Origin of the sequence: Thermodesulfovibrio yellowstonii DSM 11347 (assembly GCF_000020985.1) — a bacterium.
GTDB classification, from domain to species: Bacteria; Nitrospirota; Thermodesulfovibrionia; order Thermodesulfovibrionales; family Thermodesulfovibrionaceae; genus Thermodesulfovibrio; species Thermodesulfovibrio yellowstonii.
Genome location: NC_011296.1, coordinates 562,621 through 579,139, shown reverse-complemented (window position 1 = coordinate 579,139; position 16,519 = coordinate 562,621). Strand labels below are relative to the sequence as shown.

The window sequence follows — 16,519 nt, the reverse complement described above, 5'->3', positions numbered from 1 at the left end:
TATAACATGTTATAATTTCAAACTGGACATGGAAAAAGAAATATTTTTATTCTTTCATAAAACTCTATCAAACAATTTTTTAGATATTTTAATGGTCTTTTTTACCCAGAGAGGCTGGATACTTTGGTTGCCAGTGTTTCTTTACATGATATTCAAATATCTTAAAACAAAAAATTACAGATACATAGCATATTTTATTTTGGCAATCATATTAGGAATATTTCTTTCAGACTGGCTTTCTTTGGAGATTAAAAATCTTATTCAGAGAGTTCGTCCATGCTGGACAGAATATTTTAGAGGAATTGTTGGATGTACACATTCTTACAGCTTCCCATCAAATCATGCAACAAATGCTCTGACTTTTTCCACAATTTTGATATTATTTTTGAAAAATAATTCTGTTAACACAAAATTGAGAAAAATTTTCTATTTTTATATCCTCTTAATTGCTTTCTTTATATGTATATCAAGGCTTTATTTAGGTGTTCACTGGCTTACAGATGTTCTGGGTAGTATAATATTAGGAATTTTATTTGGATTTCTTGTTTTTCATGCAATCATATGGGTTAATTCATTAAAAAGAGTTTTCTACTTTAGCCTATTCATTATAAGTCTTTTTAGGATTTATTTTATTCTTCACGGACCTGTTGATATATCTCCAGATGAAGCCCATTACTGGGAATGGAGTAGAAGGCTTGATTTAAGTTATTACTCAAAAGGTCCGATGATTGCTTATTTAATTGCTTTTTCTACATGGATTTTTGGCGATAATCCATTCGGAGTTAGAATTTTAGCACCGGTGTGCTCATTTTTAAGCAGCTTTTTTGTTTATAAAATCGGGAAAAAACTTTTTGATGAAAAAACCGGATATATTAGCGGAATTTTATTCCAATTAATTCCTTTATTTTCAACATTTGGTATCATCTTTACCATTGACAGCCCCTTTATTTTATTCTGGATTGTTTCAATTTATCTTTTTTTGATTGCTCTTGAAGGGAGAAAAAACTACTGGTTACTTCTTGGAGTATTCATAGGTTTTGGGCTTCTTACCAAGTATACAATGGCTTTTTTCTATTTGTGTATATTTGTTTATTTATTAAAAAAAGATGAAAACAGAATAAGTCATTTTAAAAATCCCATGCTTTATTTGTGTATAGTTATTTCTTTTATTGTTTTTTCTCCTGTTATCATCTGGAACTTTCAGCATGACTGGGTAACACTGAAGCATACTGCAGGACAGGCGCACATATATGAGGGGTTGAAGGTTTCATTGAAATATTTTGCTGAATTTATTGGCAGTCAACTTTTAGTAGTTACTCCTTTGGTTTTTATCTTAGGAGTCTATCTTCTCCTTAAGCCTTCATCCTTAAACCTTCAGCCTAATCATAGATGGCTTCTAATTTCCCTTTCAATGCCTGTTTTTGCCTTTTTTCTAATAAAAAGCATACAGGGTAAAGTTCAGGCAAACTGGGCAATGCCAGCCTACATTCCTTTTTTGATTATTCTTGCTCATGCTTTAATTCAGAGGGTTTATAAAAAACTTATAATATCAGCAATCCTGATAGCCTTTATTTTTTCATTTATTAACTATGCTTTGCCATATCTAAATCTACCAGAAAAATTTGACCCTTCAGCAAGACTTAAAGGATGGAAGGAACTTGGGGAAAAAGTCTCTGAAATAAAAAAGGAATTTGAAAAAAAAGGAAAAGTGGTGATTTTTTCAGATAGGTATCAGATTTCAAGTGAACTTGCTTTTTATACAAAAGGCAAACCAGTTGTTTACTGTATAAATCTCGGAAGAAGAATGAATCAATATGACCTGTGGCAGTCAATAAATAATGAACTCAATGACTTATCAGTTGTTCACGGAATCTATGTTGTTTATGGCACAAAAAATGAACCTGAACCCGAAGTCTCTTCTGCTTTTGATGGATGTACATCCGAGAATTTCACAGTTTTTAAAAAAGGTGTTAAAATTAGAGATTACACAATTTTTAAGTGTTATAATTTCAAAGGTATGAATTTAAAAAAACCAGAGAATTATTGAGGGAGAAAAAAATGGATTTGTCTATTGTAATACCACTTTACAATGAAGAAGAAAATATTGAGGAACTTCATAAGAAATTATCAGAGACATTAAGCCAACTATTGATTTCATATGAAATAATCTATGTTGATGATGGAAGCAGAGATAATACTCTTAGACTTCTTGAGGAAATTCAAAAAAAGGATCCCCATGTAGTCGTGCTTAGTTTCAGAAGGAATTTTGGACAAACAGCAGCCTTTGCAGCAGGTTTTGATTTTGCCAGAGGGGATGTTGTAATTACAATGGATGGAGACCTTCAGAATGACCCTGCTGATATTCCAAAGCTTATGGAAGCTATAAAAGACGCAGACATTGTTAGTGGCTGGAGAAAAAAAAGAAAAGATCCATTCTTATCTCGTAGACTCCCATCAATAGTGGCGAATTGGCTTATCGGAAAAGTCACAGGTGTAAGAATTCATGACTATGGATGTTCTCTAAAAGCATATAAAAGAGAGGTTGTTAAAAATTTAAAACTTTATGGTGAGATGCACAGATTTATTCCTGCCCTTGCAAGCTGGTATGGAGTAAAGATAAAAGAGATAGAAGTAACTCACCATCCAAGATATAAAGGAAAGTCAAAATACGGAATAGGAAGGACAATTAAAGTTCTTCTTGACCTTGTTACTGTAAAATTTTTACATAGTTTCTCAACAAAGCCAATACAGTTTTTTGGACCGATTGGTGTTTTATTTATGATTTTAGGAGTTATAATTGTAGGATATCTTGTTTTTCTTAAATTATTCAAGGGAATATCCATAGGTGGAAGACCTTTGCTTCTTGGAGGATTTTTCTCTGTCCTGATAGGCTTAAACTTTATTGGTATGGGACTTCTTGGAGAGATGATTGTAAGAGTTTACCATGAAACCCAGAAAAAGCCCATATATATTCTGAAGAAAATTTTAGGACCTGGAGATTGAAGCAATATATAAAATTTTGCATTCGCTTTACAGTAACTGTTTTATTAGTCTTATATCTTCTTAAAAAAATTGATTTTTCTAATGTTTTAAGCTCTTTTGTTTTAATAAATCCTTTTGCTTTTTTCTTTGCCTCTTTTCTATACATTATTTCTTCATACATATCTACATTGAGATGGAAAATTTTTCTTCCTTATCAAGAATTGAGTATTTCAAAACTTTTTTCTCTTTATCTAATAGGCGCATTTTTTAATAATGTTTTACCTGGAATCATAGGAGGAGATATAGTAAAAATTTTTATGATTAAAGAAAAAACAGGGACCAAACAAGCATTGGCATCAGTATTTATGGAAAGATATATAGGACTTTCTGCTTTATTATTCATAGGCTTTATATTTTTTTGTGTATTTTATACAAAGCTTCCACAACAAATGCTTATATGGACTGTTCCTGTAAGTTTTGTAGGATTTATTGGAGGAAGTATTTTCTTTTTATTGCTTGGAAAAACTAAATTTTTTAAAGGGTTGAAAGATTATATTTTAAGTTTTAACAAAAAACAGATTATTAAGGCATTTATCTTGTCTATTTTTGTTCAATTTATTGTAATTATTTCGGTTTATATAATTTTTATTGGGCTTCACCAATCAATATCTTTTTTTGAATTAGCTATTTTTATGCCAATTATAATACTAATTTCAATGCTTCCAATATCAGTATCAGGAGTTGGAGTAAGAGAATGGTGCTTTATCTTATTTTTTGGTAATTCCTTAGGATATGCTAATGTTGTAGCAGTGTCTTTTTTATGGTTTATTTCTCAGGTTTTTGCTTCTCTTATTGGTGGAATTGAGTATTTAAGGTTTAAGAATTTTTTGAATATAAAGAAGGAATAAAAATCTTTTTAAATCTCTAAGATTATTCGGGAATGGGTCAGTTTTAAGCTTTTCTATAATTTCTGGTTGTGCAAGTCTATCTTCAATATTCAGATTATATTTTTTCACTATCTCATTTGCAATATAAAAAACATCTTCTCTTCTTTCTCTTAATGGAAGTATTCTGAAAAAAACAGGATTAAGCAGTTTAAGTAAATTACCTGAAAATTCTCCTTTTGCAACCTTAATTCTTATATCTTCTTTGCCTACAAGAATAAATTTTATATCAGGAAATTCAACTGGAGTTATATCCCCTACTCTATAAAATTTTCCGTTCTGAATTGCTTTTTGAAATTTATCTTGAAAATCTCCAGGCATTGCATCAAACTCTTTTATTACAAGAGTTCCTCCTTCTGCATGTTTTAAAACTCCTTTTTTACCTTTTTTGCCAAAATATCCTTCTTTTATTCCAAAAAACTCTTCTTCAAGAGTTTCCTCTTCTATATCACAAAAAATCATTACAAAAGGTTTTTCTCTACGAGGATTATCATCTGCAGTATAAAGTGCTGCAGCAAGAAGTCTTTTGCCAACTGCTCTTTCACCATAAATAAAAATGTTTCTATCTTTTGCATTTTCTTCAAATAAATTTTTAAGCATATTTGCAAAAACAGGATTTTTTGTTTCAAATCTGAACTTTCTTAGTTGATAAACTTTCTCAGTTGAAAGCTGAATTTCTTCAAGGATATTAAACTCCTGAGCAATTGAGATAAATCTATCCATTGCATTTTGAAGAATTTCTAATGAATCAGACTCTTTTACTCTGAAGTATCTTTTTGCAAGTTCAAGAAAAAGTTCGCGATTATCAACAACAGATGGAAACATCAAAGCCTGTGCACCATAAGAAGCAAGGTCTGAAAGCAATGCCATATCATAAAAACTCTGCAAAGTAGATCCCCTTTGTGGAACAGATGTTTTTATCTCCTTTTGCCCATCTTTTGGAAACATCCTGTTTAGAATATTCACAACTTCCTTAAAAGGAGGACAGATTATATTTCTTTTAAGAGTATCAATATGATTTGTGCCAAAAACTGATTCTTCAAGAAAGACTCTGTCTTCAAGAGGAAGTTTAACGAGAAAATGAATTATATTTCTGTATTTAGGAAAATCATTCATCATAAAAAGTAAACCAAGGCATGGTAGCAAGCCTACAAAAAATGCTTCATCTCTATGAATATGAGAAAATTTCTCTGCAATAAGAGAACAAATTTCAGCACTTAAAATGCCATATACCCATATATGTAAATCTTCAACTTCAAGGAAAAGATCTCTTTCAATAATTATCTGTTCAATTTTTTTTGTTCCAATATAGTTAACCATTTGAGAGAAGTTTGTTATTTCTGTTTTGCTACAGGGTTTATTAACTTCCTGAAAAATAAGATAGGCAATTATAGGGTCATACTTTATCAAGAAAGAGATTTTATCTGAATCCTCTACTAAAACTTCTCTTAATTTAGAAATTGTATGTCTGAATACAGGAAAACTCATCACATTTATTATAATAAAAAGGGAAACAAAATTAAAGGGAAAAAATGTATAAAGAAAAAGATTTTGACATAATTGTTGTTGGAGCTGGACATGCAGGATGTGAAGCTGCTTTAGCTACAGCAAAGATGGGACTACAAACAGCCCTTTTTACAATATATCTTGAAACAATAGCACAACTTAGTTGTAACCCTGCAATCGGAGGTCTTGCTAAAGGACATCTTGTAAGGGAAATTGATGCTCTGGGTGGTATTATGGCAAAGGTAACTGATATGGCAGGTATACAATTCAGAATGCTTAATCGTTCAAAAGGTCCTGCTGTTTGGTCTTTACGTGCTCAGGCTGACAGAATCCTTTACAATATTTATATGCGTAAAATTCTTGAATCAACGGAAAATCTTGCTATAAAACAAGCAATGGTTGAGGAGATAGTGGTTGAAAATGGTAAAGTTAAAGGAATTATAACTTCTCTTGGTGTTTTTTACGGTGCAAAAGCTGTTATAATTACACCTGGAACATTTTTAAATGGACTTATCCACATAGGTCTTGATTCTTTTGAAGCAGGCAGAGCAGGAGAATTTCCATCAAAAAAGCTTTCAGAATCAATCAAAAAACTCGGATTAAAGATGGGAAGACTTAAAACAGGCACCCCTCCAAGAATTGATGCAAAAACAATAGATTTTTCAAAAACAGAAGAACAAGGCGGTGATGACCCTCCTATACCATTTTCCTATTCCACCAAGAAAATTAATAATCCTCAGGTACCGTGCTATATAACATATACAAATGAAAAAACCCATGAGATAATTCTTAATAATCTTGACCGTTCCCCCCTGTATAGCGGAAAGATAAAGGGAATAGGTCCCCGTTACTGTCCTTCAATTGAAGACAAAGTTGTAAAATTCAGAGATAAATCAAGACATCAGATATTTCTTGAACCTGAAGGATTGAGTAGAAAAGAATATTACGCAAACGGAATTCCCACATCTTTGCCCTATGATGTACAGGTTGCTTTTGTAAGAACAATCCCTGGGCTTGAAGATGCTGAAATAATGAGGCCGGGATATGCAATTGAGTATGATTTTGTATACCCTACACAGATAAGGCATACTCTTGAAGTGAAAGGAATTGAAGGATTATATCTTGCAGGTCAAATTAATGGAACAAGTGGATATGAAGAAGCTGCTGCACAGGGATTGATGGCTGGGATTAATGCAGCACTTAAGATAAAAAAACAACCACCTCTTATTCTGGGCAGAGATGAAGCATATATTGGAGTATTAATTGATGACCTCGTAACAAAAGGAACACAAGAGCCTTACAGGATGTTTACTTCAAGGGCTGAATTCAGACTGCTACTTAGACATGACAATGCTGATTTAAGACTAAGAGATTATGGATATAAAATTGGCCTTGTTGATGAAGAAACCTATGAAGAATTCAACAAGAAAAAGGAATTGCTCCAAAGAGAAATCAAAAGGCTCAAAACTACCACAATTAAACCTTCAGAAGAACTTAATAAAGCACTCATAGAAGCTCAAACAACTCCAGTTGAAGAAGCCACGTTTCTTGATAAGCTTCTTAAAAGACCTGAGCTTAACTATGATTTTATAAAAAAATTCGCACCTTCTGAGGTGACTTTAACAAAAGAGCTTGAAGAGCTTGTTGAGATTCATATTAAATACGAGGGATATATTGCAAAACAGATGGAGCTTGTTGAAAGAATGAAACAATTTGAAGAAAAACTTATTCCTGAAAATTTTGATTTTAATATCCCTGGACTTTCAAGGGAGGTAATACAAAAACTCACAGAAGTAGCACCAAGAACAATCGGTCAGGCAATGAGAATTCCCGGAGTAACTCCTGCAGCCATATCCATTCTTATGGTGGCTGTCCAGAAAAAAACAACTGTTAAGAAGTAATAATGTGAAAGAGTTGAAAGACTTTTTCAAAAAATGTTTTAGCAGTATTCTTATAAACTCGTTAAAATTGCCAGATGATGATAAACAGATTGAAGTCCTGGCAGATAAATTCCTCTTTTATCTATCAGAACTCAAAAAATGGAACAAAGCCTACAATCTCACATCCATAGAAGATGAAAAAGAGATAATCGTGAAGCATTTCATTGATTCGCTTTTATATTTATGTTTCATCTCTGAAAATCCTCTAAGCATTGCAGACATCGGCACAGGTGCGGGTTTCCCAGGAATTCCAATAGCTATTGTAAGACCTCGTGCAAAAATAACATTGATTGAACCTTCCTGGAAAAAAAACGCTTTTTTAAAAAATATAAAAAGAAAACTTGAACTTGAAAATATTGAAATTATCAAGGCAAAAGCAGAAGAGATTCATAATAAGTTTGATATTGTAATATCCAGAGCATTGTGGAGTATAAAGGATTTTATTAAACATTGTAACCATTTACTCAAAAAGGAAGGATATTTTCTAATAAGTAAATCATTAAAAATTGATGAGGAAATTCAAAATTTACCTGAGAGATATAACATAGAAATAAGAGAGTTTGAACTTCCAGATATTAACTCTTCGCAAATAGGAGGTAAAAGATATATAATCAAAATTGAAAAATGCGAATCTTAGGGATTGATACATCAACAAAATATGCTGGTATAGCAGTGCTGGAAGATGGAATACTGCTTGCACAATCTACAATGCAGTTTATGGCTTCCCATTCTGAGAAACTTCTTCCTGAAATTGCCCATATTCTTGAAATAATGAAAATTCCTCTTGAAACAATTGATTATTATGCAATTACTGTAGGACCAGGGTCTTTTACAGGTTTGAGGGTTGGTATAAGCACAGCAAAAGGGCTCTCTTTCGTAACTAAAAAAAAGGTAATTCCTGTATCAACACTGGAAGTGATTGCATGGGAATTTCCTTACTGCAAATATCAGATATGTCCGATATTTGATGCAAGAAAAAAAGAGGTCTTCACAGCTTTGTTCAAATGGGAAAATAATAAAATTCTAAGACTTAAGGAAGATTCGGTTTTAGGAATTAATGCTCTGGTAGACTGGATTAAAGAAAAAACAATATTTGCTGGAAGTGGGGCAGATTTTTATAAAGAAAAATTGATTGAAAAACTTGGTAGTAAGGCTATATTCCCACCATTAATATATTCAGTGCCACATCCTGGAATTGTGGCATACATAGGGCTACAAAGAATTAATGAAGCAACTAATGGAAAAGACTTAAAACCTGAGTATCTCAGAAAATCAGAAGCTGAAATAAAAATAACACTTTCAACTTCGTCTCAGGATAAAGTTTAGCATTTTGGATGAATATAAAAATAAGAAACTTAAAAGAACAAGACCTTTCACGTGTTTTAGAAATTGCAAGCCAGAGTTTTTCTATACCATGGTCATTAAAATCATTTAAAAATGAGCTTTTAAATCCTCATTCTATACTCAAGGTCGCAGAATTTAATGGAGAAATTGTTGGTTATATTGTTCTCAGGAAAATATTAGATGAAGCAGAATTGTTATCAATTGCTGTAAAGCCTGAATTAAGAAGAAAAGGGATTGCTACTGAACTTATAAAAAATGTATTGAATGAAGTAAAAGACTCTGTAAAAACTTGTTTTCTTGAAGTGAGAGTATCAAATAATGAAGCAATCAGTTTTTATGAAAAAATTGGCTTTAAAAAAGCAGGATTACGTAAAAAATACTATCTTTTACCTGAAGAAGACGCTATTATTATGAAGCTTGATTTATTTTAATTTATTTTGTCATTCAAAAAATCTTTTCTTAATAAAACTCTGGTTTTAAGGTTCTGTTCATTAAATCAGAAGCTGCTTGCTGAGGTGTTTTTCCTTCATATATAACCTGATATATTTCAGTTGTAATAGGCATTTCAACATCAAGTTTTTTTGAAAGTTGCATGGCAGAAAGACTCGTTTCAACACCTTCTGCAATTGAGCGCATGCTTTTTGAAATTTCATCCAGTGATTCACCCTTACCAAGTCTGTATCCTACTGTATAATTTCTTGAGAGATTTGATGTGCATGTAAGAAAAAGGTCTCCAAGTCCGCTTAATCCTGAAAAGGTTATTTCCTTTGCTCCCATCTTTTTGCCAAGTCTCATGATTTCGTGAAGTCCTCTTGTAATAAGAGCAGCTCTTGCATTATTGCCAAGCTCAAGAGCATCACAAATTCCCGCAGCAATTGCAATAACATTTTTTATAGCTCCTCCAATCTCGGCGCCAATAGGGTCATCGTGTTCATATACCCTGAAGTAAGAAGTGCTAAAAATTTCCTGTAACAATAATCTTCCTCTTTTTTCTGAACCTGAAATTGTTACAGCTGTAGGTTTTTCCTGAGCCACCTCAATAGCAAAAGTGGGACCCGAAAGAACATAAACTTTTTTGTTTATTATTTCCTCAAGAATCATAGATGGTGTTTTTAGAGTGCCTTTTTCAATACCTTTTGACGCGCTCACAACGATATTTTCATCATTTAACTTATTCTGTAAAGAAGTAAAAACAGAGCGTATATGTTGTGTCGGAACAACATTCACAATAAATCTGGCTTTTTTAATTGCTTCTAATATATCATCGGTGCTGATTAAATTATGGGGCAGTTTAATATTAGGTAAATATATCGGATTTTCTTTTTTAGAATTTATAGCATCCGCAATCTCTTTTTCTCTTGCCCAGATTACTACATCAAATCCTTTTTTTGAAAGAAGGGAAGCAAGGGTTGTTCCCCAGCTCCCTGCTCCTATGACTGCTATATATGACATATTTTTTATTTTAATTTCCCAAACTCTTTAAGTTTGAGTTCTTTTCTTTTTATTTTACCACTTATTGTTTTCGGAAGTTCATCAACAAATTCTATTTTTCTTGGATACTTATATGGTGCTGTTTCTTTTTTTACAAATTCCTGAATATCTTTAACAAGAGGTTCAGAAGGTTCATAATCCTGTGTAAGAACAACGAATGCTTTAACTACTTCTCCTCTTACCTCATCAGGACTTGCAACAACAGCAGCTTCTTTAACTGCAGGATGCTTGATAAGAGCGCTCTCTACCTCAAATGGACCAATCCTGTATCCAGCACTTATTATGACATCATCTTCTCTTCCAACAAACCAGAAATAACCATCTTCATCTTTATAGCCACGATCCCTTGTAAAATACCAATCACCCCTAAATGCAGCAGCCATCTCTAATTTATCACCTATATATTCTTGAAAAAGTCCCACAGGTCTTTGAGGATTTATCTTAATTGCAATATTTCCTTCTGTATTTGGAGGAAGCGGATTTCCTTCATCATCTGTTATATCTATCTCATATCCAGGTGTTGGAAATCCTGTTGCTCCTGGTTTCATTGGAATAAATCTGAACATAGCAAGAGTGTTTACTGTTTCTGTCTGTCCATAACCATTGTAAATATATTCTCCTGTTGCATCTTTCCATAGATTAATTATTTCAGGATTTAAAGGTTCACCTGCTGCCACAAAGTGTCTTACTGTTTTAAATTTAAGTTCTTCCAAAGGAAGTTCTTTAACAATCATTCTATAAGCAGTAGGTGGACCGCAAATAGTGTTTATCTCATATTTCTTTAATGTTTCCACAATTAAAGAGGGTGAAAATTTTCCTTTTCTATAGTAGGTGAAAACTGTTGTCCCCATGTTCCAAGGTCCAAAAAAGCTTGACCATGCTGCTTTTGCCCAGCCTGTATCTGAAATATTCCAATGAATCTCTCCTGGTTTTAAGTCCAACCAGAACTTTCCAGTAATTATGTGAGCAAGAGGGTAACTGACCTGAGTATGAAGAACCATTTTGGGAAGTCCTGTTGTTCCTGATGTAAAAAATATAAATGCCGGGTCATTAGAGAATGTCTTCTCACCTAAAAATGCTTCATTTTTAAGAAGTTCCTCATATTTATGCCATCCCTGCTGATTATCTATATTTATCAAAATCACGTCTTTCCCGTGTTTATTAACAGCTTCTTCTATTTTTGATGCATTCTCACTATCCGAAATAACAGCTTTAATGTTTGCTGCTTTCAATCTGTATTCAATATCCTTGGCTGTAAGAAGAGTTGTTCCAGGAATAGCAACTGCGTTGATTCTCATAACTGCAAGAACAATTACCCACCATTCAGGCTTGTTTGGAAGCAGTATTAAAACTGTATCACCTTTATTTATACCAAGTTTTTTAAACCCTCCAGCAAGTTTGCTTGAAAGACGGGTTAAATCACTAAAACTAAACTTCTTCAATTCGTTACCATCTGTCCAGATTAGTGCTATTTTGTCATTCCATCTGTCAAAAACATCCAAAGGAAAAGAAAACTTTTCTGGAACATCAAGTTTAAAATTTTTAACTTCTTCATAGTACTTTTTCATCATATCTTGCATAGAATCCTCCCTCAGTAATTTGCATAATCTAAAATCATAAAATAAAAAATATACATTTATCAAGGCAATTGAAAATCATGAAAATTTACATTTAAATTCTCAGATGAAGTTGCAATTACAACAATTTTCTATAAGTAAATTAAAAAAATCTAATACATATGAGTCACAAATAAAGATAGTAAAAATCATTTAAAGTTGACTATTACCAAAAAAATATGTAGGATATTGATTAAAAAGCTATTCAGTTTCTATCTGTCATTTCGGGCAAACTCAATGGTGAGAGGAATCTCTGACTGTTCCTCTGGAGAAAAAACAGAGGAGATTCCTCACTCCGTTCAGAATGACAGATAAAGGGGGTCGGAATAAAAAAAGTGGGAGCGGGATGACAGAAAGAGGGTTCGGAATGGCAGGAAAAAAGGCTGAACATTACAGAAAGAATGCGAACAATGACAAATAAAAATAAATGAAAAACATTGAAACTTGTAATGCCTTGATTTACAATAAATTACAATTTTTTGACAAGCTATAGAAAAATATAAAAAATGTTTAAAAATATTTCCTATGTAACTGTTGCTTTTATTTATATAAATATTCTCGGCTATTTCTTTCATGCAGTTGTAAGCAGAAGTCTTGGTCCTGTTCAATACGGTGAATTTATGGTCCTTTATTCCTTCATGCTAACAGTAGGTAATATTACATCGCTTCTTGGGGCAGTGAGTATAAAAATATTGGTTGAAAATTTTGTTTATAGATATGAACTTTTAAGGTCATTGAGAAAACTTGTCTTTTTTATAGGAACAATGTTTGCAATATCTATTTGTTTAGGTTCTTTATTTCTTAAAAATTTTCTACATGTAACGCAACTATATTATTTTTTTATAATAGCCTTGTCATGGTTTGGAATGTTTATGGTTACTGTTGAAAAAAGTTTTCTTCAATCAACTAATAGATTCCATCTTTTTGCTTTCTCAAGTATTTTTGAACTTACACTTCGTTTTTTTGCCGCTGTATTATTGCTTTTTATTGGGTTAAAAGTTGGCGGTGTGTTATTGGCTTCTACAATAGCTTTATTCTGCACTTTAATTTTTCTTTTTTATAAAAATAAAAATTTCTTTGGACAGAAGGCTTCTTTAAATATTAGAAACATAATAAAGACATCTCTTTATATTTCACCATCAGGTTTTTTTGTTTATGCTGACGATATTTTTATAAGAAGAATATTTGACTGGCATACTGCAGGATTATTTGCATCTGTATCAATAGTTGGTAAGGTGCTTGTATGGCTTACTATTACCATTCTTGGGGTCTACTTTCCAGAGTTCGTTAAACTTAAAAACTCTGGCAAATTTAAAAATGTTATCTTTCAAATGTTCGGCATTGTTGTGCTTGCTGAAATTTTGGCACAACTTGTTATATTTATTACTGGTAAGCCTCTTTTCCTATTACTCTTTGGATATAAATTTGAACCTGCAGTGCAATTTCTTTCTTACTATTTTTGGGCAATTTTACCTCTGCTTTTTAACATAGTATTCATAAGCATAGCAACAGCTTTGGAAAAAGGTTTTTATTTAATTTATTTGCATTTAATTTTTTATTATTCTGGTTTTATTCTAATTTCATTCAATTCTGTTTATGATTATTTTAAATACATTTTCTTAATAAACCTGATTTTTTTCACTATTTATGCATGTTTTTTTAGAAAAGATGTTTATAATAAATAGTTCAAAGCTTAAGAATAAAATGTCTTATGGTATAATTTTATAAAATTTTAAAAAGCTTGAATTTTCAACTGCTAAAAAACAGAATAAAAAAATGCTGGAAATAAAAGAAGTTACAAATAAAAAGTATCTTAAAGAGTTTGTAAGCCTGCCTCTAAAACTTTACAAAAAAGATTCTTTCTATGCTTCACCTTTGATAAAAGATATGATGGAGCATCTTACAGATAAAAATCCTTTTTTTAAGAGAGCAAAGGCAAAATTTTTTATTGCCTATAAAGATGGAAAACCTGCTGGAAGAGTAGCAGCTACAGTTAATTATGCCCACCTTGAGTTTCATAATGATAGTGTGGGTTTTTTCGGACTTTTTGAATGTATTAATGACAAAGAAGTTGCCAATGCTCTTTTTGATAAGGCAAGAAAATTCCTTCTAAAGAATAATCTTAAAATCATGCGTGGTCCGATGAATCTCTCAACCAATGAAGAATGTGGTTTTCTCTATGAGGGATTTGATACGCCCTCTATGATAATGATTCCTTATAATCCACCTTATTACAATGAACTTTCAGAAGCTTATGGCATGAAAAAGGTGAAAGATTTATTCTGTTTTATTGTTGATGTACCTGAGAAACTTCCCGTAAAAATTGATAGAGTTGCCCAATTTGCTGAAAAACAGGGAATAAAAACAAGAACTGTAAAATTAAAAAATCTAAAGGAAGAACTCTACGCATTTATGGAAGTATACAATGAGGCATGGAGAGAAAACTGGGGTTTTATTCCCATAACTAAGGAAGAGATTGACTACATGGCTGAAAAACTTAAGCCTGTAGCAATTCCGGAGTTAGTTATTGTTGCTGAAAAAGACGCAGAGCCTGTGGGTTTTTTTGGTGCTATTCCTGATTTCAACGAGGTTTTAAGGAGGCTGAAAGGAAGGCTAACTCCGCTGTCAATCATAAAGGCTTTATACTATAGAAAAAAAATTCAATCAATAAGGCTTCTTTTATTTGGAGTAAAAAGTAATTTTAGACATAAAGGTGTGGAATCTATAATGATAAGAGAAGCTTTTAGAGGGGCTGTCAGGCATGGTTTTAAAAAGTGTGAGTTTTCATGGATACTTGAAGATAACTATGATACAATAAATCTCACCCAGATTGTAGGCGCAAAAAAATACAAAACGCTGAGAATTTATGAAAGAAGGATAGATTAAACTTTTTACTTATTAAAAGTTTTAGGGCTTATAAATTTTTAAACCAGGAATTAAATCAAAGTGTTTATCAAAAGTATATAATTCCATATCATGTTCAAAAGCCAAAGCAGCAGTTGCAACATCAGTAAGAGGAATGTTAATTCCTTTTCTTTTTAAATCAAGACTTAACTTACCTGCTTTTATCCATATATCTACTGTAATTTCAAGAGTATTTACTGCTTTTAGGAGCTCTATAAGATTGCTTTCTTCCTTGAAATTTTTTAATCCTTGGATTAATTCTGCGATAATAATTCCGTTGATATAAGCCTTATTTTCTTTAAGTAGCTTAATTACAAATGGGGCAGCTTCTGCGCCTCTTAAAAATGAAATGAAAACAGAGGTATCAATTATTACTCCCTTAGTTTGCATTATCTTCTGCCTCTTGTAATTCCATTATCTCAAGTTCTTCAGTTAGATCTTCAACTTCAATTTTTCCACTTAGTTCTATCAATTTGCTGATTTTTTTTTGCTTTATGTATTCTTCCATAACTTTAATCAAAGCCTTTGTTTTTGACTTTTCTCCAGTAATTTTTAAAATCTCATCTATAAGATTATCAGGAATATTTAATGTAGCACGCATTTATATCACCTCCTTTATATGCTATAAGTGTATGATATAAAAATATGCGTTGTCAATATGAATTTTTCTTGCATATGATCTTTTTAAATTCTTGAAAGAAGATATGATGATAGAAAGTGTTTAAATACTAAGAAATTTTGTTATAAATAATCCTAAAATTTCACTATCTGGCGTACTGAAAATTACGGGTTTGCCTTGTTCCTTAAAGAGAATTATAGCATCAGAATAAATATCTATATTCAGAATTTTGTTATATGGAGTTGATAAACTTTTCTTATTACCTATAAAAATTACTCTTTGATTAGTTACATAAATATTACCACTATCCATAGTTTCTATAACTTCCTTTTCATCTCTTATTCTCTTAGAAGACCCGCCTGTTAAATATATGCCTTTTGCTATTCTGAATGATATTGCTCTTCCTGTATAGCCATATGAAACCACCTTTTTCTTTCTTTCTAAAATTTCTCCTTTAGTGAAATAGTAACAATTTTCATCTTTTTTTAGGTTAATATTTATTTGGACGGTAGAAATCTGATTATTTTCAATTTTCCAAACTAAGGACAATTTCTCCAACATTTTTTGAGTTTGAGAATCCAATGTGAGATCAACTTGAAACTCCTTAGCAAAATTCCATAATCTTTGTTCTTCATCCGGAGACCATCGTCCATCTTGAATTCCAGCTTGAACTATAGCCTTAAGTTTCTCTGTGATAAGCTGTTCCCAAATTTGTTTAAAATCTTTTTCTTTTATTTGAAAGAATCTCCTAAAATCTTCAAGTCTCTTTTTTTCATCCTGCGTAAATTCTTCATCTTCTATAATTTTTTTACCAAATATTTTAAGTAACTCTAAAGACGTATTATAAAAATCTGTAATAGATAATCCAAAAATGTTTAAAACATAGTGACAATCTTCTAAAAATTCAGAAAAATCTTTTGTGGTAATAGTATAAATTAAAAATTTTTCTACTAAATTCTTGAGTTTATCTATTAAAGAAGCACTATCTAATTTTACATTCCATTTCTTACAAGTTTCCTCAATCTTTTCTCTTGTTACTTCATTTATATCTTTAGCTTCAGCTAACAGATTATTAATTTCTGTAGCTGCATTTTCGATTTTTTCTAACCCTAACAATTTACTGAAAAATCCTTTTTTAGATATCTCTTTTAAGATAAAAGGTTCCATACAAAT

General features: G+C 31.7%; 15 protein-coding genes. 9 read left to right on the top strand and 6 right to left on the bottom strand.

Annotated features, from left to right (window positions below):
- Nucleotides 1–28 precede the first annotated feature (28 nt).
- The 3 genes from THEYE_RS02925 to THEYE_RS02915 are packed head-to-tail and all read left to right on the top strand — an operon-like array spanning nt 29 to nt 3,890.
- Nucleotides 29–2,047: a glycosyltransferase family 39 protein gene (locus tag THEYE_RS02925; RefSeq protein WP_012545854.1), complete on the top strand. Its 2,019-nt coding sequence runs from the start codon at nt 29–31 to the stop codon at nt 2,045–2,047.
- Between the two features lie 11 nt (nt 2,048–2,058).
- A complete protein-coding gene (locus THEYE_RS02920) occupies nt 2,059–3,003 on the top strand; it encodes a glycosyltransferase family 2 protein (protein WP_012546047.1) in 945 nt (314 codons plus the stop codon).
- Entirely contained in the window at nt 3,000–3,890 is an 891-nt protein-coding gene (locus THEYE_RS02915) for a lysylphosphatidylglycerol synthase transmembrane domain-containing protein (RefSeq protein WP_012545040.1), read from the top strand. Before THEYE_RS02920 ends, THEYE_RS02915 begins: the two co-directional genes overlap by 4 nt.
- Here THEYE_RS02915 and THEYE_RS02910 read toward each other — a convergent pair.
- Complete coding sequence (locus THEYE_RS02910; protein ID WP_012545066.1) at nt 3,852–5,414, bottom strand: sigma 54-interacting transcriptional regulator; 1,563 nt, start codon at nt 5,412–5,414, stop codon at nt 3,852–3,854. The genes THEYE_RS02915 and THEYE_RS02910 overlap by 39 nt on opposite strands.
- A 44-nt stretch (nt 5,415–5,458) precedes the next feature.
- On the opposite strand from THEYE_RS02910, the gene mnmG reads away from it, so the two are divergent.
- The 4 genes from mnmG to rimI are packed head-to-tail and all read left to right on the top strand — an operon-like array spanning nt 5,459 to nt 9,147.
- Nucleotides 5,459–7,333 carry a tRNA uridine-5-carboxymethylaminomethyl(34) synthesis enzyme MnmG gene (gene mnmG, locus THEYE_RS02905; protein ID WP_012546402.1) on the top strand — a complete coding sequence of 625 codons (1,875 nt, stop codon included), beginning with the start codon at nt 5,459–5,461 and terminating at the stop codon, nt 7,331–7,333.
- Between the two features lie 4 nt (nt 7,334–7,337).
- Nucleotides 7,338–8,009, top strand: coding sequence for a 16S rRNA (guanine(527)-N(7))-methyltransferase RsmG (gene rsmG, locus THEYE_RS02900; protein ID WP_012546513.1), 672 nt, complete (start codon nt 7,338–7,340; stop codon nt 8,007–8,009).
- Nucleotides 7,997–8,698 carry a tRNA (adenosine(37)-N6)-threonylcarbamoyltransferase complex dimerization subunit type 1 TsaB gene (tsaB, locus tag THEYE_RS02895; RefSeq protein WP_012546261.1) on the top strand — a complete coding sequence of 234 codons (702 nt, stop codon included), beginning with the start codon at nt 7,997–7,999 and terminating at the stop codon, nt 8,696–8,698. Before rsmG ends, tsaB begins: the two co-directional genes overlap by 13 nt.
- Nucleotides 8,699–8,706: 8 nt before the next feature.
- A complete protein-coding gene (gene rimI / locus THEYE_RS02890) occupies nt 8,707–9,147 on the top strand; it encodes a ribosomal protein S18-alanine N-acetyltransferase (protein ID WP_012546589.1) in 441 nt (146 codons plus the stop codon).
- 28 nt (nt 9,148–9,175) lie between these two features.
- On the opposite strand, the gene THEYE_RS02885 is transcribed toward rimI, so the two are convergent.
- Both THEYE_RS02885 and THEYE_RS02880 read right to left on the bottom strand, forming a co-directional pair.
- A complete protein-coding gene (locus THEYE_RS02885) occupies nt 9,176–10,168 on the bottom strand; it encodes an NAD(P)H-dependent glycerol-3-phosphate dehydrogenase (protein ID WP_012545485.1) in 993 nt (330 codons plus the stop codon).
- A 5-nt stretch (nt 10,169–10,173) separates the two neighbouring features.
- The gene (locus THEYE_RS02880; RefSeq protein WP_012545924.1) at nt 10,174–11,787 is read right to left on the bottom strand and encodes an acyl--CoA ligase; all 1,614 of its coding nucleotides are present in this window, start codon (nt 11,785–11,787) and stop codon (nt 10,174–10,176) included.
- Nucleotides 11,788–12,329: 542 nt separating this feature from the next.
- On the opposite strand from THEYE_RS02880, the gene THEYE_RS02875 reads away from it, so the two are divergent.
- Both THEYE_RS02875 and THEYE_RS02870 read left to right on the top strand, forming a co-directional pair.
- Complete coding sequence (locus tag THEYE_RS02875; RefSeq protein ID WP_012545490.1) at nt 12,330–13,508, top strand: oligosaccharide flippase family protein; 1,179 nt, start codon at nt 12,330–12,332, stop codon at nt 13,506–13,508.
- 91 nt (nt 13,509–13,599) lie between these two features.
- On the top strand, nt 13,600–14,709 hold the full coding sequence (locus tag THEYE_RS02870) for a hypothetical protein (RefSeq protein ID WP_012545363.1): 1,110 nt from the start codon (nt 13,600–13,602) through the stop codon (nt 14,707–14,709).
- A 21-nt stretch (nt 14,710–14,730) separates the two neighbouring features.
- Here THEYE_RS02870 and THEYE_RS02865 read toward each other — a convergent pair whose 3' ends face one another.
- From THEYE_RS02865 to THEYE_RS02855, 3 genes are all read right to left on the bottom strand, one after another.
- Nucleotides 14,731–15,117, bottom strand: a complete 387-nt coding sequence (locus THEYE_RS02865; protein WP_012545845.1) for a PIN domain-containing protein — start codon at nt 15,115–15,117, stop codon at nt 14,731–14,733.
- Entirely contained in the window at nt 15,107–15,328 is a 222-nt protein-coding gene (locus tag THEYE_RS02860) for a type II toxin-antitoxin system VapB family antitoxin (protein WP_012546702.1), read from the bottom strand. The genes THEYE_RS02865 and THEYE_RS02860 overlap by 11 nt, the downstream gene beginning before the upstream one ends.
- Nucleotides 15,329–15,448: 120 nt before the next feature.
- Nucleotides 15,449–16,513 carry a PH domain-containing protein gene (locus tag THEYE_RS02855; RefSeq protein WP_012545057.1) on the bottom strand — a complete coding sequence of 355 codons (1,065 nt, stop codon included), beginning with the start codon at nt 16,511–16,513 and terminating at the stop codon, nt 15,449–15,451.
- Nucleotides 16,514–16,519: the final 6 nt, after the last annotated feature.